This window comes from Pseudomonas sp. Xaverov 83, assembly GCF_019352905.1.
Lineage (GTDB): Bacteria > Pseudomonadota > Gammaproteobacteria > Pseudomonadales > Pseudomonadaceae > Aquipseudomonas > Aquipseudomonas yamanorum.
The window spans coordinates 183,324-203,869 of record NZ_JAAAFU010000075.1; the positions used below are offsets into that span (position 1 = coordinate 183,324).

At 57.6% G+C, this 20,546-nt stretch carries 21 protein-coding genes; all 21 read left to right on the plus strand.

Annotated elements, in window-relative coordinates:
* The first annotated feature begins 196 nt into the window (after positions 1-196).
* The 21 genes from rpmH to glmS all read left to right on the plus strand — a co-directional run bounded on the left by rpmH (position 197) and on the right by glmS (position 20,495).
* Positions 197-331 carry a 50S ribosomal protein L34 gene (rpmH, locus tag K0H47_RS22115; protein ID WP_003213577.1) on the plus strand — a complete coding sequence of 45 codons (135 nt, stop codon included), beginning with the start codon at positions 197-199 and terminating at the stop codon, positions 329-331.
* A 16-nt stretch (positions 332-347) separates the two neighbouring features.
* The gene (gene rnpA, locus K0H47_RS22120; RefSeq protein ID WP_053128141.1) at positions 348-752 is read left to right on the plus strand and encodes a ribonuclease P protein component; all 405 of its coding nucleotides are present in this window, start codon (positions 348-350) and stop codon (positions 750-752) included.
* Positions 745-990: a membrane protein insertion efficiency factor YidD gene (gene yidD / locus K0H47_RS22125; RefSeq protein ID WP_003213574.1), complete on the plus strand. Its 246-nt coding sequence runs from the start codon at positions 745-747 to the stop codon at positions 988-990. The genes rnpA and yidD overlap by 8 nt, the downstream gene beginning before the upstream one ends.
* A 2-nt stretch (positions 991-992) precedes the next feature.
* On the plus strand, positions 993-2,675 hold the full coding sequence (yidC, locus tag K0H47_RS22130) for a membrane protein insertase YidC (protein WP_003213572.1): 1,683 nt from the start codon (positions 993-995) through the stop codon (positions 2,673-2,675).
* An 80-nt stretch (positions 2,676-2,755) separates the two neighbouring features.
* Positions 2,756-4,126: a tRNA uridine-5-carboxymethylaminomethyl(34) synthesis GTPase MnmE gene (gene mnmE, locus K0H47_RS22135; protein ID WP_177069850.1), complete on the plus strand. Its 1,371-nt coding sequence runs from the start codon at positions 2,756-2,758 to the stop codon at positions 4,124-4,126.
* A gap of 552 nt (positions 4,127-4,678) precedes the next feature.
* Positions 4,679-6,571, plus strand: coding sequence for a tRNA uridine-5-carboxymethylaminomethyl(34) synthesis enzyme MnmG (gene mnmG / locus K0H47_RS22140; protein WP_063034100.1), 1,893 nt, complete (start codon positions 4,679-4,681; stop codon positions 6,569-6,571).
* Positions 6,568-7,212 (plus strand): 16S rRNA (guanine(527)-N(7))-methyltransferase RsmG, encoded by a 645-nt coding sequence (gene rsmG, locus K0H47_RS22145; protein WP_003213561.1) that lies wholly within the window; start codon positions 6,568-6,570, stop codon positions 7,210-7,212. The genes mnmG and rsmG overlap by 4 nt, the downstream gene beginning before the upstream one ends.
* 18 nt (positions 7,213-7,230) lie before the next feature.
* Positions 7,231-8,028, plus strand: coding sequence for a ParA family protein (locus K0H47_RS22150; RefSeq protein ID WP_017477894.1), 798 nt, complete (start codon positions 7,231-7,233; stop codon positions 8,026-8,028).
* A gap of 9 nt (positions 8,029-8,037) precedes the next feature.
* The gene (locus K0H47_RS22155) at positions 8,038-8,910 is read left to right on the plus strand and encodes a ParB/RepB/Spo0J family partition protein (RefSeq protein WP_003213558.1); all 873 of its coding nucleotides are present in this window, start codon (positions 8,038-8,040) and stop codon (positions 8,908-8,910) included.
* Between the two features lie 148 nt (positions 8,911-9,058).
* On the plus strand, positions 9,059-9,466 hold the full coding sequence (locus K0H47_RS22160; RefSeq protein ID WP_017477892.1) for a F0F1 ATP synthase subunit I: 408 nt from the start codon (positions 9,059-9,061) through the stop codon (positions 9,464-9,466).
* A gap of 16 nt (positions 9,467-9,482) precedes the next feature.
* Entirely contained in the window at positions 9,483-10,352 is an 870-nt protein-coding gene (atpB, locus tag K0H47_RS22165) for a F0F1 ATP synthase subunit A (protein WP_093203414.1), read from the plus strand.
* 133 nt (positions 10,353-10,485) lie between these two features.
* Positions 10,486-10,743, plus strand: coding sequence for a F0F1 ATP synthase subunit C (gene atpE, locus K0H47_RS22170; RefSeq protein ID WP_002555987.1), 258 nt, complete (start codon positions 10,486-10,488; stop codon positions 10,741-10,743).
* A 56-nt stretch (positions 10,744-10,799) separates the two neighbouring features.
* Positions 10,800-11,270, plus strand: a complete 471-nt coding sequence (locus K0H47_RS22175; RefSeq protein ID WP_008439543.1) for a F0F1 ATP synthase subunit B — start codon at positions 10,800-10,802, stop codon at positions 11,268-11,270.
* A gap of 12 nt (positions 11,271-11,282) precedes the next feature.
* On the plus strand, positions 11,283-11,819 hold the full coding sequence (locus tag K0H47_RS22180) for a F0F1 ATP synthase subunit delta (RefSeq protein ID WP_003213551.1): 537 nt from the start codon (positions 11,283-11,285) through the stop codon (positions 11,817-11,819).
* Positions 11,820-11,840: 21 nt separating this feature from the next.
* Positions 11,841-13,385, plus strand: a complete 1,545-nt coding sequence (gene atpA / locus K0H47_RS22185) for a F0F1 ATP synthase subunit alpha (protein ID WP_003213549.1) — start codon at positions 11,841-11,843, stop codon at positions 13,383-13,385.
* 50 nt (positions 13,386-13,435) lie between these two features.
* Entirely contained in the window at positions 13,436-14,296 is an 861-nt protein-coding gene (atpG, locus tag K0H47_RS22190; protein ID WP_003213547.1) for a F0F1 ATP synthase subunit gamma, read from the plus strand.
* Positions 14,297-14,323: 27 nt separating this feature from the next.
* Positions 14,324-15,703, plus strand: a complete 1,380-nt coding sequence (gene atpD, locus K0H47_RS22195) for a F0F1 ATP synthase subunit beta (protein ID WP_003213545.1) — start codon at positions 14,324-14,326, stop codon at positions 15,701-15,703.
* A 44-nt stretch (positions 15,704-15,747) separates the two neighbouring features.
* On the plus strand, positions 15,748-16,173 hold the full coding sequence (locus K0H47_RS22200; RefSeq protein ID WP_008439541.1) for a F0F1 ATP synthase subunit epsilon: 426 nt from the start codon (positions 15,748-15,750) through the stop codon (positions 16,171-16,173).
* A gap of 115 nt (positions 16,174-16,288) precedes the next feature.
* Positions 16,289-17,656 carry a bifunctional UDP-N-acetylglucosamine diphosphorylase/glucosamine-1-phosphate N-acetyltransferase GlmU gene (glmU, locus tag K0H47_RS22205; RefSeq protein WP_219273640.1) on the plus strand — a complete coding sequence of 456 codons (1,368 nt, stop codon included), beginning with the start codon at positions 16,289-16,291 and terminating at the stop codon, positions 17,654-17,656.
* Positions 17,657-17,884: 228 nt separating this feature from the next.
* Positions 17,885-18,652: a DeoR/GlpR family DNA-binding transcription regulator gene (locus tag K0H47_RS22210; protein WP_063033752.1), complete on the plus strand. Its 768-nt coding sequence runs from the start codon at positions 17,885-17,887 to the stop codon at positions 18,650-18,652.
* Positions 18,653-18,662: 10 nt separating this feature from the next.
* Complete coding sequence (gene glmS, locus K0H47_RS22215; protein ID WP_093203419.1) at positions 18,663-20,495, plus strand: glutamine--fructose-6-phosphate transaminase (isomerizing); 1,833 nt, start codon at positions 18,663-18,665, stop codon at positions 20,493-20,495.
* The last annotated feature ends 51 nt before the right edge of the window (positions 20,496-20,546 follow it).

A 20,546-nucleotide genomic window follows, 5' to 3' on the forward strand; every position in this document is an offset into this window, starting at 1 on the left:
CTTCCTTCTTTATTTTTATATCTATGGCATTGCTCGTGAAAGCCGAACCGCCCGGATTCGGTCCAGGGGCCCCCAGATATCTAATTAAAGGAAAAGCTGGTTGGAAATTGACCTAGAGGCTTGCTTTCTCTAGAATCGCCGGTCTCTTAAAACGGGGGCCATTCCGGCCCGTTGTGGACGAACCAGGTAACACGCCATGAAACGTACTTTCCAACCAAGCACCATCAAACGCGCCCGTACTCACGGCTTCCGTGCTCGCATGGCAACCAAGAACGGCCGTGCTGTCCTGTCGCGTCGCCGCGCCAAAGGTCGTGCGCGTCTGGCAGTTTGATAATCCGGTACTGGTGGTGAGTCAGGACTTCAGTCGGGAAAAGCGTCTGCTAACCCCCCGGCATTTCAAGGCAGTCTTTGACTCCCCCACCGGCAAGGTTCCGGGGAAAAATCTCCTGCTCCTTGCGCGTAACAACGATCTGGATCACCCCCGTCTCGGGTTAGTGATCGGCAAGAAGAGCGTAAAGCTCTCCGTTGAGCGCAATCGCCTCAAGCGTCTGATGCGCGAATCGTTTCGCCTCCACCAGGACACTCTGGTTGGTTGGGATATTGTTATCGTCGCGCGCAAAGGCTTGGGGGACGTAGAAAACCCCGAATTGATTCAGCATTTCGGCAAGCTCTGGAAACGTTTGGCTCGTACCAACAAGCCAGCACCAGCTGTCAGCACCGAAACTGTAGGGGTAGACAGTACTGATGCGTAAACTGGCCCTCGTTCCGATCCAGTTTTACCGCTATGCCATTAGTCCCCTGATGGCAAATCACTGTCGTTTCTACCCCAGTTGTTCCTGCTACGCGTTGGAAGCCATAGAAAATCATGGCCTTCTGCGCGGTGGCTGGCTGACCTTTCGTCGTTTAGGTCGCTGTCATCCGTGGAATCCCGGTGGTTATGACCCGGTTCCACCTATCCCTACCTCCCGTTCTTCTTCGATGGCCGAGTAATCATGGATATTAAACGCACGATCCTGATCGTCGCCCTGGCAATCGTGTCCTACTCTATGGTTCTTAAGTGGAACCAGGATTATGGCCAAGCTGCCCTGCCGACTCAGAATGTTGCTACCAATCAGTCGGCGCCGGCTATTCCGGATACGCCACTGGGTAACAATGCTGCCGCCAGTGCCGATGTACCCAGCGCGAATGCCGATACCAGCACCCCGGTAGAAACCCCGGTCGTCACCAATAAAGACCTCATCCATGTAAAAACGGATGTACTGGACCTGGCAATCGATCCACAGGGTGGTGACATCGCCCAGCTGAAACTGCCGCTGTATCCACGTCGCCAAGACCACCCGGATGTTCCGTTCCAGCTGTTCGATAACGGCGGCGAACGTGTATATCTGGCACAAAGTGGCCTGACCGGTACTGACGGTCCGGATGCTCGTGCTACCGGTCGTCCGGTTTATTCGACCGAACAGAAGACTTATCAACTGGCTGACGGCCAGAACCAGTTGAACGTCGACCTGAAATTCAGTCACGACGGCGTCAACTACATCAAGCGTTTCAGCTTCACCCGCGGTTTGTACGATCTGAAAGTCACTTATCTGATCGATAACGAAAGCGCCAAGCCGTGGACTGGCAACCTGTTTGCCCAGCTCAAGCGTGACAACAGCGCCGATCCTTCTTCCAGCACCGCCACCGGCACCGCGACTTACCTGGGCGCCGCCCTGTGGACAAGTAGCGAGCCGTACAAAAAAGTGTCGATGAAAGATATCGACAAGGGCGCGCTGAAAGAAACCGTTCAAGGTGGCTGGGTTGCCTGGTTGCAACACTACTTCGTGACCGCATGGATCCCGAACAAGGGTGATGCGAACCTGGTTCAAACCCGCAAAGACAGCCAAGGCAACTACATCATTGGCTTTACTGGCCCGACGTTGACCGTCGCTCCAGGTGCCAAGGCCGAAGCCAGCGCTACGTTGTACGCCGGTCCGAAGAGCCAGGCTGTGCTGAAAGAGTTATCCCCAGGTCTGGAACTGACTGTGGATTACGGCATTCTGTGGTTCATTGCCCAGCCTATCTTCTGGTTGCTGCAACATATCCACAGCATCGTCGGCAACTGGGGCTTCTCGATCATCCTGCTGACCATGCTGATCAAGGGGATCTTCTTCCCACTGTCGGCTGCCAGCTACAAGTCGATGGCGCGTATGCGTGCCGTGGCCCCGAAACTGGCCGCGCTGAAAGAACAACATGGCGATGACCGGCAGAAAATGTCGCAGGCCATGATGGAGCTGTACAAGAAAGAGAAGATCAACCCGTTGGGTGGATGCTTGCCGATTCTGGTGCAGATGCCGGTGTTCCTGTCGCTGTACTGGGTGCTCCTGGAAAGCGTGGAAATGCGCCAGGCTCCGTTCATGCTGTGGATAACTGACCTGTCGATCAAAGACCCGTTCTTTATCCTGCCGATCATCATGGGCGCGACCATGTTCATCCAGCAGCGTCTGAACCCGACGCCGCCGGACCCGATGCAGGCCAAGGTAATGAAAATGATGCCAATCATCTTCACCTTCTTCTTCCTGTGGTTCCCGGCTGGTCTGGTGCTGTACTGGGTGGTCAACAACTGCCTATCGATCTCCCAACAGTGGTACATCACACGTAAAATCGAAGCGGCTACCAAAAAAGCCGAGGCGTAATTTACTCTGTGGATAACACCACTCAAGACGCCCCCTAGTGGGGCGTTTTGCTTTCCGTCACTTTTATCCGGGTACCCGCCATGAGCGCTCCTCGTGAAACCATCGCCGCTGTCGCCACCGCTCAAGGTCGTGGTGGTGTCGGTATCGTTCGTATTTCCGGGCCGCTCGCCGGCGTGGCGACCCAGGCCATCATTGGGCGCGAACTGAAGCCACGGTATGCGCATTACGGGCCATTTTTAGGCACTGATGAAGAAGTGCTGGATGAAGGCATTGCCCTTTATTTCCCGGGGCCGAACTCCTTTACCGGTGAAGACGTCCTGGAACTGCAAGGCCACGGCGGCCCGATCGTCCTGGACATGCTGCTGCAGCGTTGCCTGCAGTTGGGTTGCCGCCTGGCACGGCCGGGTGAATTCAGCGAACGCGCGTTCCTCAACGACAAACTTGACCTGGCTCAGGCCGAGGCGATCGCCGACCTGATCGAAGCCAGCTCTGCACAAGCCGCGCGCAATGCGTTGCGCTCATTGCAGGGCGCATTTTCCCTGCGTGTGCATAACCTGACCGAGCAATTGATCAGCTTGCGCATCTACGTGGAGGCCGCGATTGATTTTCCGGAGGAAGAAATCGACTTCCTCGCCGATGGCCATGTCCTGGCGATGCTGGATAAAGTCCGTGACGAGTTATCCACAGTACTGCGTGAAGCCGGGCAAGGTGCCTTGCTGCGCGACGGTATGACCGTGGTGATTGCCGGTCGTCCCAACGCCGGCAAGTCGAGCCTGCTCAATGCCCTGGCCGGGCGAGAAGCCGCGATCGTCACCGAGATCGCCGGCACCACGCGGGACATCCTGCGCGAACATATCCACATCGATGGCATGCCCCTGCATGTGGTGGACACGGCCGGGCTGCGTGACACCGATGACCAGGTGGAAAAGATCGGTGTGGAACGCGCGTTGAAGGCCATTACGGAAGCTGACCGTGTGCTGCTGGTGGTGGATGCCACTGCGCCAGAGGCTGCAGATCCATTCGCGCTGTGGCCGGAATTCCTCGAACAACGGCCGGACCCGGCCAAGGTCACGCTGATTCGCAACAAGGCTGACCTGACGGGCGAGGCAATTGCCCTGGAAGTCAGTGAAGATGGCCACGTGACAATCAGCTTGAGTGCCAAGGCCGCAGGAGAAGGGCTGGAACTGCTGCGCGATCATCTGAAAGCGTGCATGGGCTACGAACAGACCTCGGAAAGCAGCTTTAGCGCGCGCCGCAGGCACCTGGAAGCGTTGCGTCATGCCAGCGCGGCCCTCGAGCACGGGCGGGCACAGTTGACCCTGGCAGGTGCTGGTGAGCTTCTGGCTGAAGATCTGCGCCAGGCTCAACAGTTATTGGGCGAGATTACCGGTGCGTTCAGCTCCGATGACTTGCTGGGACGGATCTTTTCCAGCTTCTGCATCGGTAAATAACCTTTCGCTGCTACCCAGACAGGCCATTCGCGCCTGTCTGTTCTGCCCGTTTCAGGGCATCCAACTGTCTTTTCTGAATAACGCGAACGCTGCGACGGCTTTTCTGCGCCCGTAATTTGTCTCTACGGACGCTTTTCTGTGGATTAAGCCCTGTGAATAACCCCCCCTGTGCCCAGTTGATAACCAGCCTTGAAACCTGAGTAAAAACCCCTCTGTGGATAACCGCCTGTTTAATCCACAGGCTTAAACCACTTATCCAAGGGCCTCCTTGGCACCTAACCACAGACTTTTGAAGCTCTGTACACAAAGTAAATAAAGGCCTGTAGAGATCTATCCACAGAAACATGCCTCAGTAGAAATAAACATAAAAACAAAGATTTAATAAATTTCTCTCTTTTAATTTCTATTGTTCGTGATTCATCCACAGCTGGTTAAATTTTGTGCAAAGGGTTCTTTAGGAAGGGCGAAGTCCCTATACTTGCCGACTCGTTCGAAAACCTGATCTCGAACGCTCATTCCTAATTACCTACAGAAGCAGGCACGAGGTGCGTGGTGGATTTCCCTTCCCGTTTTGAAGTGATCGTCATCGGCGGCGGTCATGCCGGTACCGAGGCAGCACTGGCGTCAGCACGCATGGGGGCAAAAACCCTGTTGCTGACGCATAACGTGGAAACCCTCGGCGCCATGAGCTGCAACCCCGCAATCGGCGGTATTGGCAAAAGCCACTTGGTCAAGGAAATCGATGCCCTGGGCGGCGCGATGGCCATGGCTACCGACAAAGGTGGTATTCAATTTCGCGTATTGAACAGCCGCAAAGGCCCGGCCGTGCGAGCCACGCGTGCTCAAGCCGACCGGATCCTGTACAAGGCCGCTGTCCGCGAAACCCTGGAAAACCAGCCGAACCTGTGGATATTTCAACAGGCAGCCGATGACCTGATCGTCGAACAAGACCAGGTACGCGGTGTGGTCACGCAAATGGGCCTGCGTTTCTTCGCAGAATCCGTGGTGTTGACCACCGGTACCTTCCTCGGCGGACTTATCCACATCGGTATGCAGAACTATTCCGGTGGCCGCGCCGGTGATCCACCGTCAATCGCCTTGGCTCAGCGCCTTCGCGAACTGCCACTGCGTGTTGGTCGCCTGAAAACCGGCACGCCGCCGCGAATTGATGGCCGGTCTGTGGATTTCTCGGTGATGACCGAGCAAGCCGGCGATACACCGATCCCGGTGATGTCGTTCATGGGCTCCAAGGAACAGCATCCGAAACAGGTCAGTTGCTGGATTACCCACACCAACGCTCGCACCCACGAAATCATTGCTGCGAACCTCGACCGTTCGCCGATGTATTCCGGGGTGATCGAAGGTATTGGCCCGCGCTACTGCCCGTCGATCGAAGACAAGATCCACCGCTTTGCCGACAAGGAAAGCCACCAGGTTTTTATCGAACCGGAAGGTCTGACTACCCACGAGCTGTACCCGAACGGGATTTCAACTTCCTTGCCGTTCGACGTGCAAATCCAGATCGTGCAGTCGATCCGCGGTATGGAAAACGCTCACATCGTGCGGCCTGGTTACGCCATCGAGTACGACTACTTCGATCCGCGTGACTTGAAATACAGCCTGGAAACCAAGGTTATTGGCGGCTTGTTCTTCGCTGGCCAAATCAACGGCACCACCGGTTACGAAGAAGCCGGCGCCCAGGGTTTGCTGGCTGGAGCCAACGCGGCACTGCGTGCCCAGGGCAAAGACAGCTGGTGCCCGCGTCGCGATGAGGCGTACATCGGGGTGTTGGTCGACGACCTGATTACTCTCGGTACCCAGGAACCGTACCGGATGTTTACGTCCCGGGCCGAATACCGCCTGATCCTGCGGGAAGACAACGCCGACCTGCGCTTGACCGAAAAAGGTCGCGAGCTGGGCCTGGTCGACGATGTGCGTTGGGCTGCCTTCTGCAAAAAACGCGAAAGCATCGAGTTGGAAGAGCAACGCCTGAAAAGTACCTGGGTTCGCCCGGGCACCGAGCAAGGCGACGCGATTGCCGAAAAATTCGGCACGCCGCTGACTCACGAATACAACTTGCTGAACCTGCTGTCCCGTCCGGAAATCGACTACGCTGGGCTGATCTCGGTCACCGGCGTTGGCGCAGAAGATCCACAGGTCGCCGAACAGGTCGAAATCAAGACCAAATACGCCGGGTATATTGACCGCCAGCAGGATGAGATCGCTCGTCTGCGGGCCAGCGAAGACACCAAGCTGCCTGTGGATATCGATTACACAAACATTTCCGGGCTGTCGAAAGAGATTCAAGGCAAGCTGGGGATAACTCGACCAGAGACCCTGGGCCAGGCGTCCCGTATCCCGGGCGTCACGCCGGCAGCCATTTCGCTGTTGATGATTCATTTGAAAAAACGCGGCGCGGGCCGTCAGTTGGAGCAAAGCGCTTGAGTTCGTTGGTCACCTCGCAACACGCCGAAGAGTTATCCACAGGTGCTCGCCAGCTTGGCGTCAACCTGACCGAAGCCCAGCACGAGTTGCTGCTGGGTTATCTGGCCCTGTTGATCAAATGGAATAAGGCTTACAACCTCACTGCGGTGCGTGATCCAGACGAAATGGTCTCTCGCCATCTGCTCGACAGCCTCAGCGTGATGCCGTTTATCGAAAACGGCCGCTGGCTCGACGTTGGCAGCGGCGGCGGCATGCCCGGCATCCCGTTGGCGATCCTGTTTCCCGAGTCGCAAGTGACCTGCCTCGACAGCAATGGCAAGAAAACTCGCTTCCTGACCCAGGTAAAACTCGAACTCAAGCTGGATAATCTGCAAGTTATCCACAGTCGCGTCGAAGCCTTCACGCCTGAACAGCCATTCAACGGAATTGTGTCCCGGGCGTTCAGCAGTATGGAGAACTTCAGCAACTGGACCCGCCACCTCGGCGACCGCGATACCCGTTGGCTGGCAATGAAGGGCGTTCATCCAAGCGACGAGCTGTTAGCATTGCCGGCAGACTTCCACCTCGATAGCGAACACGCTTTGGCCGTACCCGGTTGCCAAGGCCAACGCCATCTGCTGATACTGCGCCGCACGGCATGATTGGGAACACAAGCAAGAATGGCTAAGGTATTCGCGATAGCGAACCAGAAAGGTGGCGTGGGCAAAACCACCACCTGCATCAACCTCGCAGCATCCCTGGTCGCTACCAAGCGTCGGGTGCTGTTGATCGATCTCGATCCACAGGGCAACGCCACCATGGGCAGCGGTGTGGATAAACACGGCCTGGAAAACTCGGTCTACGACTTGCTGATTGGCGAGTGCGACCTGGCCCAGGCCATGCACTATTCCGAGCACGGTGGTTATCAACTGCTGCCGGCCAACCGCGATTTGACTGCGGCGGAAGTGGTGCTGCTGGAAATGCAGATGAAAGAAAGCCGTCTGCGCAGCGCCCTGGCGCCGATCCGCGAGAATTACGACTACATTTTGATCGACTGCCCACCGTCGCTGTCGATGCTGACGTTGAACGCACTGGTTGCCGCCGACGGGGTAATTATCCCCATGCAGTGCGAGTACTTCGCGCTGGAAGGCTTGAGCGACCTTGTGGATAACATCAAGCGTATTGCCGAGTTGCTCAACCCGAACCTGCAAATCGAAGGCTTGCTGCGGACCATGTATGACCCGCGCCTGAGCCTGATGAACGATGTGTCGGCGCAGCTCAAGGAACACTTCGGCGACCAGCTCTACGACACCGTGATTCCACGCAACATCCGCCTGGCCGAAGCGCCAAGCTATGGCATGCCCGCGCTGGCGTACGACAAATCATCCCGTGGTGCCATTGCCTACCTGGCGCTGGCCGGCGAGATGGTTCGTCGTCAACGCCGCAATTCACGCACCGCTGCAGCCCAGCCAACTTAAGGAATCCCCATGGCCGTCAAGAAACGAGGTCTCGGACGTGGACTGGATGCACTGCTGAGTGGTCCGACTGTCACGACCCTTGAAGAACAAGCGGTGCAGGCCGACGAGCGTGAGCTGCAGCACCTGCCGCTGGACCTGATCCAGCGCGGAAAATACCAGCCGCGCCGGGACATGGACCCCCAGGCGCTGGAAGAATTGGCGAATTCGATCAAGGCCCAGGGCGTGATGCAGCCGATCGTGGTGCGCCCGATTGGTGCCGGTCGCTTTGAAATCATCGCTGGCGAGCGCCGCTGGCGCGCCAGCCAGCAGGCTGGCAAGGAAACCATCCCGGCAATGGTGCGCGATGTGCCGGATGAAACCGCCATTGCCATGGCGTTGATCGAGAACATCCAGCGCGAAGACCTTAATCCGATCGAGGAAGCGATCGCCCTGCAGCGTTTGCAGCAGGAATTCAAACTGACGCAGCAGGAAGTCGCGGATGCGGTGGGCAAATCCCGCGTGACCGTGTCCAACCTGCTGCGCCTGATCGCGCTGCCGGAAGTCATCAAAACCATGCTTTCCCACGGCGACCTGGAAATGGGTCATGCCCGTGCCTTGCTCGGTTTGCCGGAAAATCAACAGGTTGAAGGGGCGCGACACGTTGTCGCACGAGGCCTCACCGTTCGTCAGACCGAGGCCTTGGTTCGCCAGTGGCTCAGTGGCAAACCTGCACCGGTCGAAACCGCCAAACCTGATCCGGACATTGCGCGCCTGGAGCAGCGCCTGGCCGAACGCCTAGGCTCTGCGGTGCAAATTCGCCACGGCAAGAAAGGTAAAGGGCAATTGGTCATCGGATATAACTCATTGGATGAGCTTCAGGGCGTCCTTGCCCACATCCGTTGAAACAATTGCTTCTGTAGCGCGCAGTCGGAAATCACTACCCGGCAGTTGAATAGGGGCAGAACCGCCCCTATACTCTGCGCGCATTTTGTCGGCACAAATTATGCCAAGTTATTGATTTCCGGCAGCCGACCATTGAGGAGCAAGAGTGATGGAAACCCGCACGCCAAACACGTTGCCGTTCCATCGCTTGGCCGTTTTCCCGGTTTTAGTGGCTCAATTTGTCATCTTGCTGATCGCCGCTTTGGCGTTTTGGTACTGGCATGGAGTCGTAGCCGGATACTCGGGACTCTGCGGAGGCCTGATAGCCTTGCTGCCCAATATGTATTTTGCTCACAGGGCCTTTCGGTTTTCCGGCGCCCGAGCAGCCCAAGCCATCGTCCGGTCTTTTTATGCTGGCGAGGCGGGGAAATTGATTTTGACGGCAGTGCTGTTTGCACTGACCTTTGCAGGTGTGAAGCCATTGGCGCCGCTGGCTGTATTCGGCGTCTTCGTGTTGACCCAACTGGTCAGCTGGTTCGCTCCCCTGCTAATGAAAACAAGACTTTCGAAACCTTAGGGCGTTTGAGGCAACCATGGCAGAAACAACCGCTTCGGGCTATATCCAGCACCACTTGCAGAACCTGACCTTCGGTCAGCTTCCCAACGGCGGCTGGGGCTTTGCCCACACCGCAGCAGAAGCCAAAGAAATGGGCTTCTGGGCATTCCACCTGGATACTCTGGGCTGGTCTGTCGCATTGGGTCTGATCTTCGTCCTGATTTTCCGCATGGCGGCAAAGAAGGCGACTTCCGGTCAGCCAGGTGCTTTGCAGAACTTCGTTGAAGTATTGGTCGAATTCGTCGATGGCAGCGTGAAAGACAGCTTCCATGGTCGTAGCGCGGTGATTGCACCGTTGGCACTGACCATCTTCGTTTGGGTGTTCCTGATGAACGCCGTCGACCTGATTCCGGTTGACTGGATTCCTCAGTTGGCCATGGCGATCTCCGGCGATCCGCACATTCCATTCCGTGCCGTATCGACCACTGACCCGAACGCTACCCTGGGCATGGCCCTGTCGGTGTTCGTGTTGATCATTTTCTACAGCATCAAGATCAAGGGCATCGGCGGCTTCATCGGCGAACTGACCCTGCACCCGTTCGGCAGCAAGAACATCTTCATTCAAGCCCTGCTGATCCCGGTGAACTTCCTGCTGGAATTCGTGACCCTGATCGCCAAGCCGATTTCCCTGGCTCTGCGACTGTTCGGCAACATGTATGCCGGCGAGCTGGTGTTCATTCTGATCGCTGTGATGTTCGGCAGTGGTCTGCTCTGGCTTAGCGGCTTGGGCATTGTTCTGCAGTGGGCGTGGGCTGTGTTCCACATCCTGATCATCACCCTGCAGGCGTTTATCTTCATGATGCTGACCATCGTCTACCTGTCGATGGCGCACGAAGAGAACCATTAAGACCAGTCTCGACTAGTCTGATGTCCCTCCCGGTCAAACGGGAGGGTAGCCCTGAAGGGCTATGAAACGATTTGTTTTACCGCTTTAAAATCTAAAAAACCTAAACCATACGACGTAAAAGTCGGGAGGAAAGATGGAAACTGTAGTTGGTCTAACCGCTATCGCTGTTGCACTGTTGATCGGCCTGGGCGCCCTGGGTACTGCCATTGGTTTCGGCCTGCTGGGCGGCAAGTTCCTGGAAGGCGCAGCGCGTCAGCCAGAAATGGTTCCAATGCTGCAAGTTAAAATGTTCATCGTCGCCGGCCTGCTCGACGCCGTGACCATGATCGGTGTTGGTATCGCTCTGTTCTTCACCTTCGCGAACCCCTTCGTTGGTCAACTCGCCGGTTAATCACTCGTTTTTTCGAGTGATTGGTGTGTTGTGCAACGAACGAGCGAGGTATTGGCGTGAACATTAATGCAACCATTATTGGTCAGTCCTTAGCGTTCTTGATTTTTGTAGTTTTCTGCATGAAGTTCGTATGGCCTCCGGTCATCGCGGCTTTGCACGAACGTCAGAAGAAGATCGCAGACGGACTGGACGCTGCCGCACGAGCAGCTCGCGACCTGGAGTTGGCCCAAGATAAAGCGGGTCAACAACTGCGCGAAGCGAAAGCTCAGGCAGCTGAAATCATTGAGCAAGCCAAGAAACGCGGTAACCAGATCGTTGAAGAGGCTGTTGAAAAAGCCCGTATCGACGCTGACCGTGTGAAGGTTCAGGCTCAAGCCGAGATCGAGCAGGAACTGAACGGTGTCAAAGATGCGCTGCGTGCCCAACTGGGTGCTCTGGCCGTCGGCGGTGCTGAGAAGATCCTGGGTGCCACAATCGATCAAAACGCGCACGCGGAGCTGGTAAACAAACTGGCTGCTGAAATTTAAGCGAGGGCGATCATGGCAGAATTGACCACGTTGGCCCGACCTTACGCTAAGGCAGCCTTCGAGCACGCCCAGGCCCACCAGCAGCTGGCCTCTTGGTCAGCCATGCTCGGCCTGGCTGCAGCAGTGTCGCAAGACGACACCATGCAGCGCGTGCTCAAGGCCCCGCGACTGACGAGCGCAGACAAGGCCGCCACGTTTATTGACGTGTGCGGCGACAAGTTTGATGTAAAAGTGCAGAACTTCATCCACGTCGTTGCCGAAAACGACCGTCTCCCGCTTCTGCCGGAGATCGCCGCTCTGTTTGACCTGTACAAGGCCGAACAAGAGAAATCGGTAGACGTTGAAGTGACCAGTGCTTTTGCATTGAACCAAGAACAGCAAGACAAACTCGCCAAGGTTCTCAGTGCACGACTCGACCGGGAAGTGCGCCTGCAAGTTGCGGAGGATGCCACCCTGATTGGTGGTGTCATCATTCGCGCCGGCGACCTGGTTATCGATGGCTCGATTCGCGGCAAACTCGCGAATCTTGCCGAAGCATTGAAATCTTGAGTTTGAAGGGGCAGCAGAGCAATGCAGCAACTCAATCCTTCCGAAATAAGTGAAATTATCAAGGGCCGCATCGACAAGCTCGATGTGACCTCCCAAGCCCGTAACGAAGGCACTGTCGTCAGCGTATCTGACGGCATCGTGCGGATTCACGGTCTGGCCGACGTAATGTACGGCGAGATGATCGAGTTTCCGGGCGGCGTCTACGGTATGGCTCTCAACCTGGAGCAAGACTCTGTAGGTGCCGTTGTATTGGGCTCCTACCAGACTCTGGCTGAAGGCATGAGCGCCAAGTGCACAGGCCGCATCCTGGAGGTTCCGGTTGGTAAGGAACTGCTGGGTCGCGTTGTCGACGCACTGGGTAACCCAGTTGACGGCAAAGGTCCGCTGAACAACACCGAGACCGATGCGGTCGAGAAAGTTGCTCCAGGCGTGATCTGGCGTAAGTCGGTAGACCAGCCTGTACAGACTGGCTACAAGGCTGTCGATGCCATGATTCCTGTCGGCCGTGGCCAGCGTGAGCTGATCATCGGTGACCGTCAGATCGGTAAAACCGCTCTGGCGATCGACGCGATCATCAACCAGAAAGACAGCGGGATTTTCTGCGTCTACGTAGCCATCGGTCAGAAACAATCGACCATCGCCAACGTGGTTCGTAAGCTGGAAGAAAACGGCGCCCTGGCTAACACCATCGTCGTGGCCGCCAGTGCTTCCGAATCCGCTGCACTTCAGTTCCTGGCACCGTACTCCGGTTGCACCATGGGCGAATACTTCCGCGACCGCGGTGAAGACGCGCTGATCGTTTATGACGATCTGTCCAAGCAAGCAGTGGCTTACCGCCAGATTTCCCTGCTGCTGCGCCGTCCACCAGGCCGTGAAGCTTACCCAGGCGACGTGTTCTATCTCCACTCCCGTCTGCTGGAGCGCGCATCCCGCGTTTCGGAAGAATACGTAGAGAAGTTCACCAACGGCGCAGTGACCGGCAAAACCGGTTCCCTGACCGCACTGCCGATCATCGAAACCCAGGCTGGCGACGTTTCCGCGTTCGTTCCGACCAACGTGATTTCCATCACCGACGGTCAGATCTTCCTGGAATCGGCCATGTTCAACTCCGGGATCCGTCCTGCAGTGAACGCCGGTGTTTCGGTATCCCGTGTGGGTGGTGCCGCTCAGACCAAGATCATCAAGAAGCTCTCCGGTGGTATCCGTACCGCTCTGGCTCAGTACCGTGAACTGGCGGCATTCGCCCAGTTTGCTTCTGACCTGGACGAAGCGACCCGTAAGCAACTTGAGCATGGTCAGCGCGTTACCGAGCTGATGAAGCAGAAGCAATACGCACCAATGTCGATCGCTGACATGGCGCTGTCGCTGTATGCCGCTGAGCGTGGGTTCCTGACCGACGTTGAAATCACCAAGGTCGGCAGCTTCGAACAAGCGCTGATTGCTTACTTCAACCGCGATCACGCCGAATTGATGGCGAAGATCAACGTGAAGGGTGACTTCAATGACGACATCGACGCTGGCATCAAAGCCGGTATCGAGAAGTTCAAGGCCACCCAAACCTGGTAAGCCGCAGCGGGGGCCGCGAGGCTCCCGCTTGCTAACCTGATAGGTGTTACATGGCAGGCGCAAAAGAGATTCGCAGTAAGATTGCGAGCATCAAAAGCACGCAAAAGATCACCAGCGCCATGGAAAAAGTGGCGGTCAGCAAAATGCGCAAGGCACAAATGCGCATGGCTGCTAGCCGTCCCTACGCGGAGCGTATCCGCCAGGTTATTGGTCATCTGGCCAACGCCAACCCGGAATATCGCCACCCGTTCATGATCGATCGCGAAGTTAAGCGCGTCGGTTATGTCGTGGTGAGCAGTGACCGTGGTTTGTGCGGTGGTTTGAATACCAACCTGTTCAAGGCCCTGGTCAAGGACATGGCGGTAAACCGCGAAAAAGGCGTCGAGATCGATCTGTGTGTGGTCGGTAGCAAGGGTGCGGCCTTTTTCCGCAACTTCGGCGGTAACGTCGTTGCAGCTATCAGCCACCTGGGTGAAGAACCGTCGATCAATGATTTGATCGGCAGCGTCAAAGTGATGCTGGATGCATACCTGGAAGGCCGGATTGACCGCCTCTCCGTGGTGTCCAACAAGTTCATCAACACCATGACGCAACAGCCTACCGTGGAGCAGTTGATTCCATTGGTGGCGGCCCCGGAACAAGAACTCAAGCACCACTGGGACTACCTCTACGAACCAGACGCCAAAGAGCTGCTTGACGGCTTGATGGTGCGCTACGTGGAGTCGCAGGTGTACCAGGCGGTGGTCGAGAACAACGCGGCTGAACAAGCTGCGCGGATGATCGCGATGAAGAACGCTACCGACAACGCCGGTGATTTGATCAGCGATTTGCAGCTGATCTACAACAAGGCGCGTCAGGCTGCGATCACCCAAGAGATCTCGGAAATCGTCGGCGGCGCTGCCGCGGTTTAACGGTTCAAATATTCAGAGGATCCAGCTATGAGTAGCGGACGTATCGTTCAAATCATCGGCGCCGTTATCGACGTGGAATTCCCACGCGACAGCGTACCGAGCATCTACAACGCTTTGAAAGTCAAAAGCGATGCAGGCACCACCCTGGAAGTTCAGCAGCAGCTGGGCGACGGCGTGGTTCGTACCATTGCAATGGGTTCCACCGAAGGCTTGAAGCGCGGTCTGGAAGTCACTGACTCTGGCGCAGCCATCTCCGTACCGGTCGGTAAAGCGACCCTGGGCCGGATCATGGACGTCCTCGGTAACCCGATCGACGAAGCCGGTCCAATCGACACCGAAGAGCGCTGGGGCATTCACCGTCCTGCACCTTCCTTCGCGGAACAAGCGGGCGGCAACGACCTGCTGGAAACCGGCATCAAGGTTATCGACCTGGTTTGCCCGTTCGCCAAGGGCGGTAAAGTCGGTCTGTTCGGTGGTGCCGGTGTAGGCAAAACCGTAAACATGATGGAACTGATCCGTAACATCGCCATCGAGCACAGCGGTTATTCCGTGTTCGCCGGTGTGGGTGAGCGTACTCGTGAGGGTAACGACTTCTACCACGAGATGAAGGATTCCAACGTTCTGGACAAAGTGGCACTGGTTTACGGTCAGATGAACGAGCCGCCGGGTAACCGTCTGCGCGTAGCACTGACCGGCCTGACCATGGCCGAGAAGTTCCGTGACGAAGGTAACGACGTTCTGCTGTTCGTCGACAACATCTATCGTTACACCCTGGCCGGTACTGAAGTATCCGCACTGCTGGGCCGTATGCCTTCCGCAGTAGGTTACCAGCCGACCCTGGCCGAAGAGATGGGTACTCTGCAAGAGCGTATCACTTCGACCAAAAACGGTTCGATCACCTCGATCCAAGCGGTATACGTACCTGCGGATGACTTGACTGACCCGTCGCCAGCGACCACGTTCGCCCACTTGGACGCCACCGTCGTACTGTCCCGTGACATCGCCTCCCTGGGTATCTACCCAGCGGTCGATCCACTGGATTCGACTTCGCGCCAGCTGGACCCGAACGTTATCGGCCAGGAACACTACGACACCGCTCGCGGCGTCCAGTACGTTCTGCAGCGTTACAAAGAACTGAAGGACATCATTGCGATCCTGGGTATGGACGAGCTGTCGGAAACCGACAAGCAGTTGGTATCCCGCGCTCGTAAGATCCAGCGCTTCTTGTCGCAGCCGTTCTTCGTGGCTGAAGTCTTCACCGGTGCCTCGGGTAAATACGTTTCCCTGAAAGACACCATTGCTGGCTTCAAAGGCATCCTCAACGGTGACTACGACCACCTGCCAGAACAAGCGTTCTACATGGTCGGCGGCATCGAAGAAGCGATCGAGAAAGCCAAGAAACTGTAATTCCGGCGCCCGGTAACGGGCGCTAATCAGGTTGAGGCAAGCAGATGGCTATGACATTCCATTGCGATATCGTCAGCGCGGAAGGGGAAATCTTCTCCGGTCAGATCGAGAGTGTGATTGCACACGGCGAACTGGGCGACCTGGGTATTAACTTTGGCCACGCGCCATTGATTACATCCTTGAAGCCTGGTCCGATCACTCTGACCAAGCTGGGCGGGGAAAGGGAGGTGTTTTACATCTCCGGTGGTTTCCTCGAGGTTCAGCCGAACATGGTCAAGGTACTTGCCGACACCGTGCAACGTGCTGCCGACCTGGATGAAGCCTCCGCTCAGGAAGCCGTCAAGGCTGCCGAGAAGGCCCTGAACGAAAAAGGCGCAGATTTCGACTACGGTTCTGCTGCTGCACGTCTGGCCGAGGCCGCAGCTCAGCTGCGCACCGTCCAGCAGATCCGCAAGAAGTTTGGCGGCTAAGCCGTCAAGCCTCATGTGTGATTGATTAAAAAGGGTAGCCTCGGCTACCCTTTTTCTTTTTTTGCAAAACACTTCTTTGGTCTGAAGTCTGACCGCCCAGGATTGGTAGCCATTCATGTCTCTCGAAATCGTAATTCTTGCCGCAGGCCAGGGCACCCGTATGCGTTCGGCTCTGCCCAAGGTGCTGCACCCGGTTGCCGGCAACTCCATGCTTGGCCATGTTATCCACAGCGCCCGGCAGCTTGATCCACAGCGCATTCATGTGGTGATTGGCCACGGTGCCGATGTGGTGCGTGAGCGGCTGGCGGCGGATGACCTGAATTTCGTATTGCAGGACAAGCAATTGGGTACCGGCCATGCCACAGCGCAAGCCGTGCCGTTCATCAAGGCCGACACCGTGCTGATCCTCTACGGTGACGTGCCGCTGATCGAAGTGGAAACCTTGCAGCGCCTGCTCAAGCATGTGGTGCCAGGCCAGATGGGCCTGCTCACTGTCGAGCTGGATGACCCTACCGGCTACGGTCGTATCGTGCGCAACGCTGACGGCAAGGTCGCCGCCATCGTCGAGCACAAGGACGCCAGCGAAGCCCAGCGCGCCATCACTGAAGGCAACACCGGCATCCTCGCGGTTCCGGCCGATCGCCTGGCGGACTGGATGAGCCGTCTGTCCAACAACAACGCCCAGGGCGAGTACTACCTGACCGACGTCATCGAGATGGCCGTCAGCGATGGCCTGGTGGTCGCCACCGAACAGCCCCACGACCCGATGGAAGTGCAGGGTGCCAACGACCGCAAGCAACTGGCGGAGCTGGAGCGTCACTATCAACTGCGTGAAGGCCGCCGCCTGATGGCGCTGGGCGTGACGCTGCGTGATCCGGCACGTTTCGATGTGCGAGGTGATGTCACCGTTGGCCGCGACGTGCTGATCGATATCAACGTGATCCTCGAAGGCCGCGTGGTCATTGAAGACGACGTGGTGATCGGGCCGAACTGCGTGATCAAGAACAGCACCCTGCGCAAAGGTGTGGTGATCAAGGCCAACAGCCATATCGACGGTGCGGTGATGGGCGAGGGCAGTGATGCCGGTCCGTTCGCGCGTTTGCGTCCGGGCAGCGTGCTGGGCGCCCGCGCCCATGTGGGTAACTTTGTAGAACTGAAAAACGCCCGGATGGGCGACGACGCCAAGGCAGGACACCTGGCCTACCTCGGTGATGCAGTGATTGGTGCACGCAGCAATATCGGCGCCGGCGCTATTACCTGTAACTACGATGGCGCCAATAAGTACCAGACGACCATTGGTGAAGACGTATTTATTGGCTCCAACAACTCATTGATCGCGCCCGTCACCATTGGTGATGGTTCGAATACGGCGGCAGGCTCAACCATCAACCAGGATGTGGATAAGTCCCAACTGGCCGTAGCCCGCGCCCGCCAGCGCAACATCGACGGCTGGAAGCGCCCGGTCAAAATCAAGAAGAACTGAGTTATCCACACCCCTGAATCACTGTAGTACTCATGTGGGAGCGGGCTTGCTCGCGAAGGCGGTCTTTCGGTTGATACATGCGCTGACTGACACACCGCTTTCGCGAGCAAGCCCGCTTCCACATTTTTATCTGTGTTGATTCAAAAAACTCAGTCGCATGCTTGACCATTTTGATTGAATAGGTTTTGATTGCCTTCGTTATCTTTCGAAACGAAACTTATCATCACCATGTCGAAACGAAATACACCCCAACGTCGCCACAACATCCTTGCCATGCTCACCGAGCAAGGCGAAGTCAGCGTGGACGAATTGGCCAAACGTTTCGAAACCTCGGAAGTGACCATCCGCAAGGACCTGGCCGCCCTCGAAAGTAACGGCCTGTTGCTGCGTCGCTACGGCGGCGCCATCACCATGCCTCAGGAATTGGTCGGTGATCCGGCCCAGCCCATTTCTGCCTACAAGCGCGCCATCGCCCGTGCGGCCGTCAGGCGCTTGCGGGAACACGCACGCATCATCATCGACAGCGGCAGCACCACCGCCGCCATGATCCCCGAACTGGGCCAGCAACCCGGCCTGGTGGTGATGACCAACTCCCTGCACGTGGCCAGCGCCTTGAGCGAACTGGAACACGAGCCGGTGTTGTTGATGACCGGCGGCACCTGGGACCCGCATTCGGACTCGTTCCAGGGCCAGGTCGCCGAGCAAGTACTGCGTTCCTACGACTTCGACCAGCTCTTCATTGGTGCCGATGGCATCGACCTGGAGCGCGGCACCACCACCTTCAACGAATTGCTGGGCCTGAGCCGCGTCATGGCCGAGGTCGCCCGCGAAGTGGTGGTGATGGTCGAGTCCGACAAGATTGGCCGCAAGATCCCCAACCTGGAACTGCCCTGGAGCAGCGTCCATACCCTTATTACCGATGATCGCCTGCCGCTTGAGGCCCGCGACCAGATTCAAGCCCGCGGCATCACGCTGATTTGCGCGGCAGTCATCTAGGAGAGAAACCATGTGTGGAATTGTTGGCGCAGTCGCTGAACGAAACGTCACCGCCATTTTGCTCGAAGGCCTCAAACGCCTGGAATACCGTGGCTACGACAGCGCCGGTGTGGCGCTTTTCACCAACGCCGGCAAGCTTGAGCGCATGCGTCGCCCGGGCAAGGTCAGCGAACTGGAACAGGCACTGGCTGGTGAGCCGCTGGTAGGCCGCCTGGGTATCGCCCACACCCGTTGGGCCACCCACGGTGCACCGTGTGAACGCAACGCTCACCCGCACTTCTCCGGTGACCTGGCGGTTGTGCACAACGGCATCATCGAAAACCACGAAGTGCTGCGTGAACAGCTCAAGGGCCAGGGTTATGTCTTCACCTCGGACACCGACACCGAAGTCATCGCCCACCTGCTGAACCACAAGCTCAAGGACCTCGGTGACCTGACCAACGCCCTCAAGGCCACTGTCAAGGAACTGCACGGCGCCTATGGCCTGGCCGTGATCAGCGCCAGCCAGCCCGACCGCCTGGTCGCCGCCCGCAGTGGCAGCCCGTTGGTGATCGGCCTGGGCCTGGGTGAGAACTTCCTCGCCTCCGACCAACTGGCCCTGCGCCAGGTGACCGACCGCTTCATGTACTTGGAAGAAGGCGACATCGCCGAGATCCGCCGTGAAAGCGTGTCCATCTGGGACGTCAACGGCCAATCCGTGGAACGTGAAGCCGTGCAGTACCGCGACGGCGCCGAAGCCGCCGACAAGGGCGAGTTCCGCCACTTCATGCTCAAGGAAATCCACGAGCAACCGGCCGTGGTGCAACGCACCCTGGAAGGCCGCCTGAGCCAGAACCAGGTGTTGGTGCAAGCCTTCGGCCCGCAAGCCGCCGAACTGTTCGCCAAAGTGCGCAATGTGCAAATTGTCGCCTGCGGTACCAGCTACCACGCCGGCATGGTTGCCCGTTATTGGCTGGAAGAACTGGCCGGCATCCCGTGCCAGGTCGAAGTCGCCAGCGAATTCCGCTACCGCAAGGTGGTGGTGCAACCCGACACCCTGTTCGTGACCATCTCCCAGTCCGGTGAAACCGCCGACACCCTGGCCGCCCTGCGCAACGCCAAGGAACTTGGCTTCCTCGGCAGTCTGGCAATCTGCAACGTCGGCATCAGCTCCCTGGTGCGTGAGTCCGACCTGACCCTGCTGACCCAGGCCGGTCGTGAAATCGGTGTGGCCTCCACCAAAGCCTTTACCACCCAGTTGGTCGGGCTGTTGCTGCTGACCCTGTCTCTGGGCCAGGTTCGCGGCACCCTGGGCGAAGGCGTCGAGGCGCACCTGGTCGAAGAACTGCGCCGCCTGCCGGCCCGCCTGGGCGAAGCACTGGCCATGGACAGCACCGTGGAAAAAGTTGCCGAGCTGTTCGCCGACAAACACCACACCCTGTTCCTCGGCCGTGGCGCGCAATACCCGGTGGCGATGGAAGGTTCGCTCAAGCTCAAGGAAATCTCCTACATCCACGCCGAAGCCTACCCAGCCGGTGAGCTGAAGCACGGCCCGTTGGCCCTGGTGGATGACGACATGCCAGTCGTTACCGTCGCGCCGAACAACGAACTGCTGGAGAAGCTCAAATCCAACCTGCAGGAAGTGCGCGCCCGTGGCGGTCAACTGATCGTGTTCGCCGACGAAAAGGCCGGCATGACCAATGGCGAAGGTACCCACGTCATCAACATGCCGCACATCCACGACACCCTGTCGCCGATTCTCTACACCATCCCGCTGCAGTTGCTGTCGTACTACGTCGCCGTGCTCAAGGGCACTGACGTTGACCAGCCGCGCAACCTGGCGAAGTCGGTGACGGTGGAATAAGCCGCACTCGAACCACCAAAACCCCCGTTCTTCGGGGGTTTTGCTTTTTCA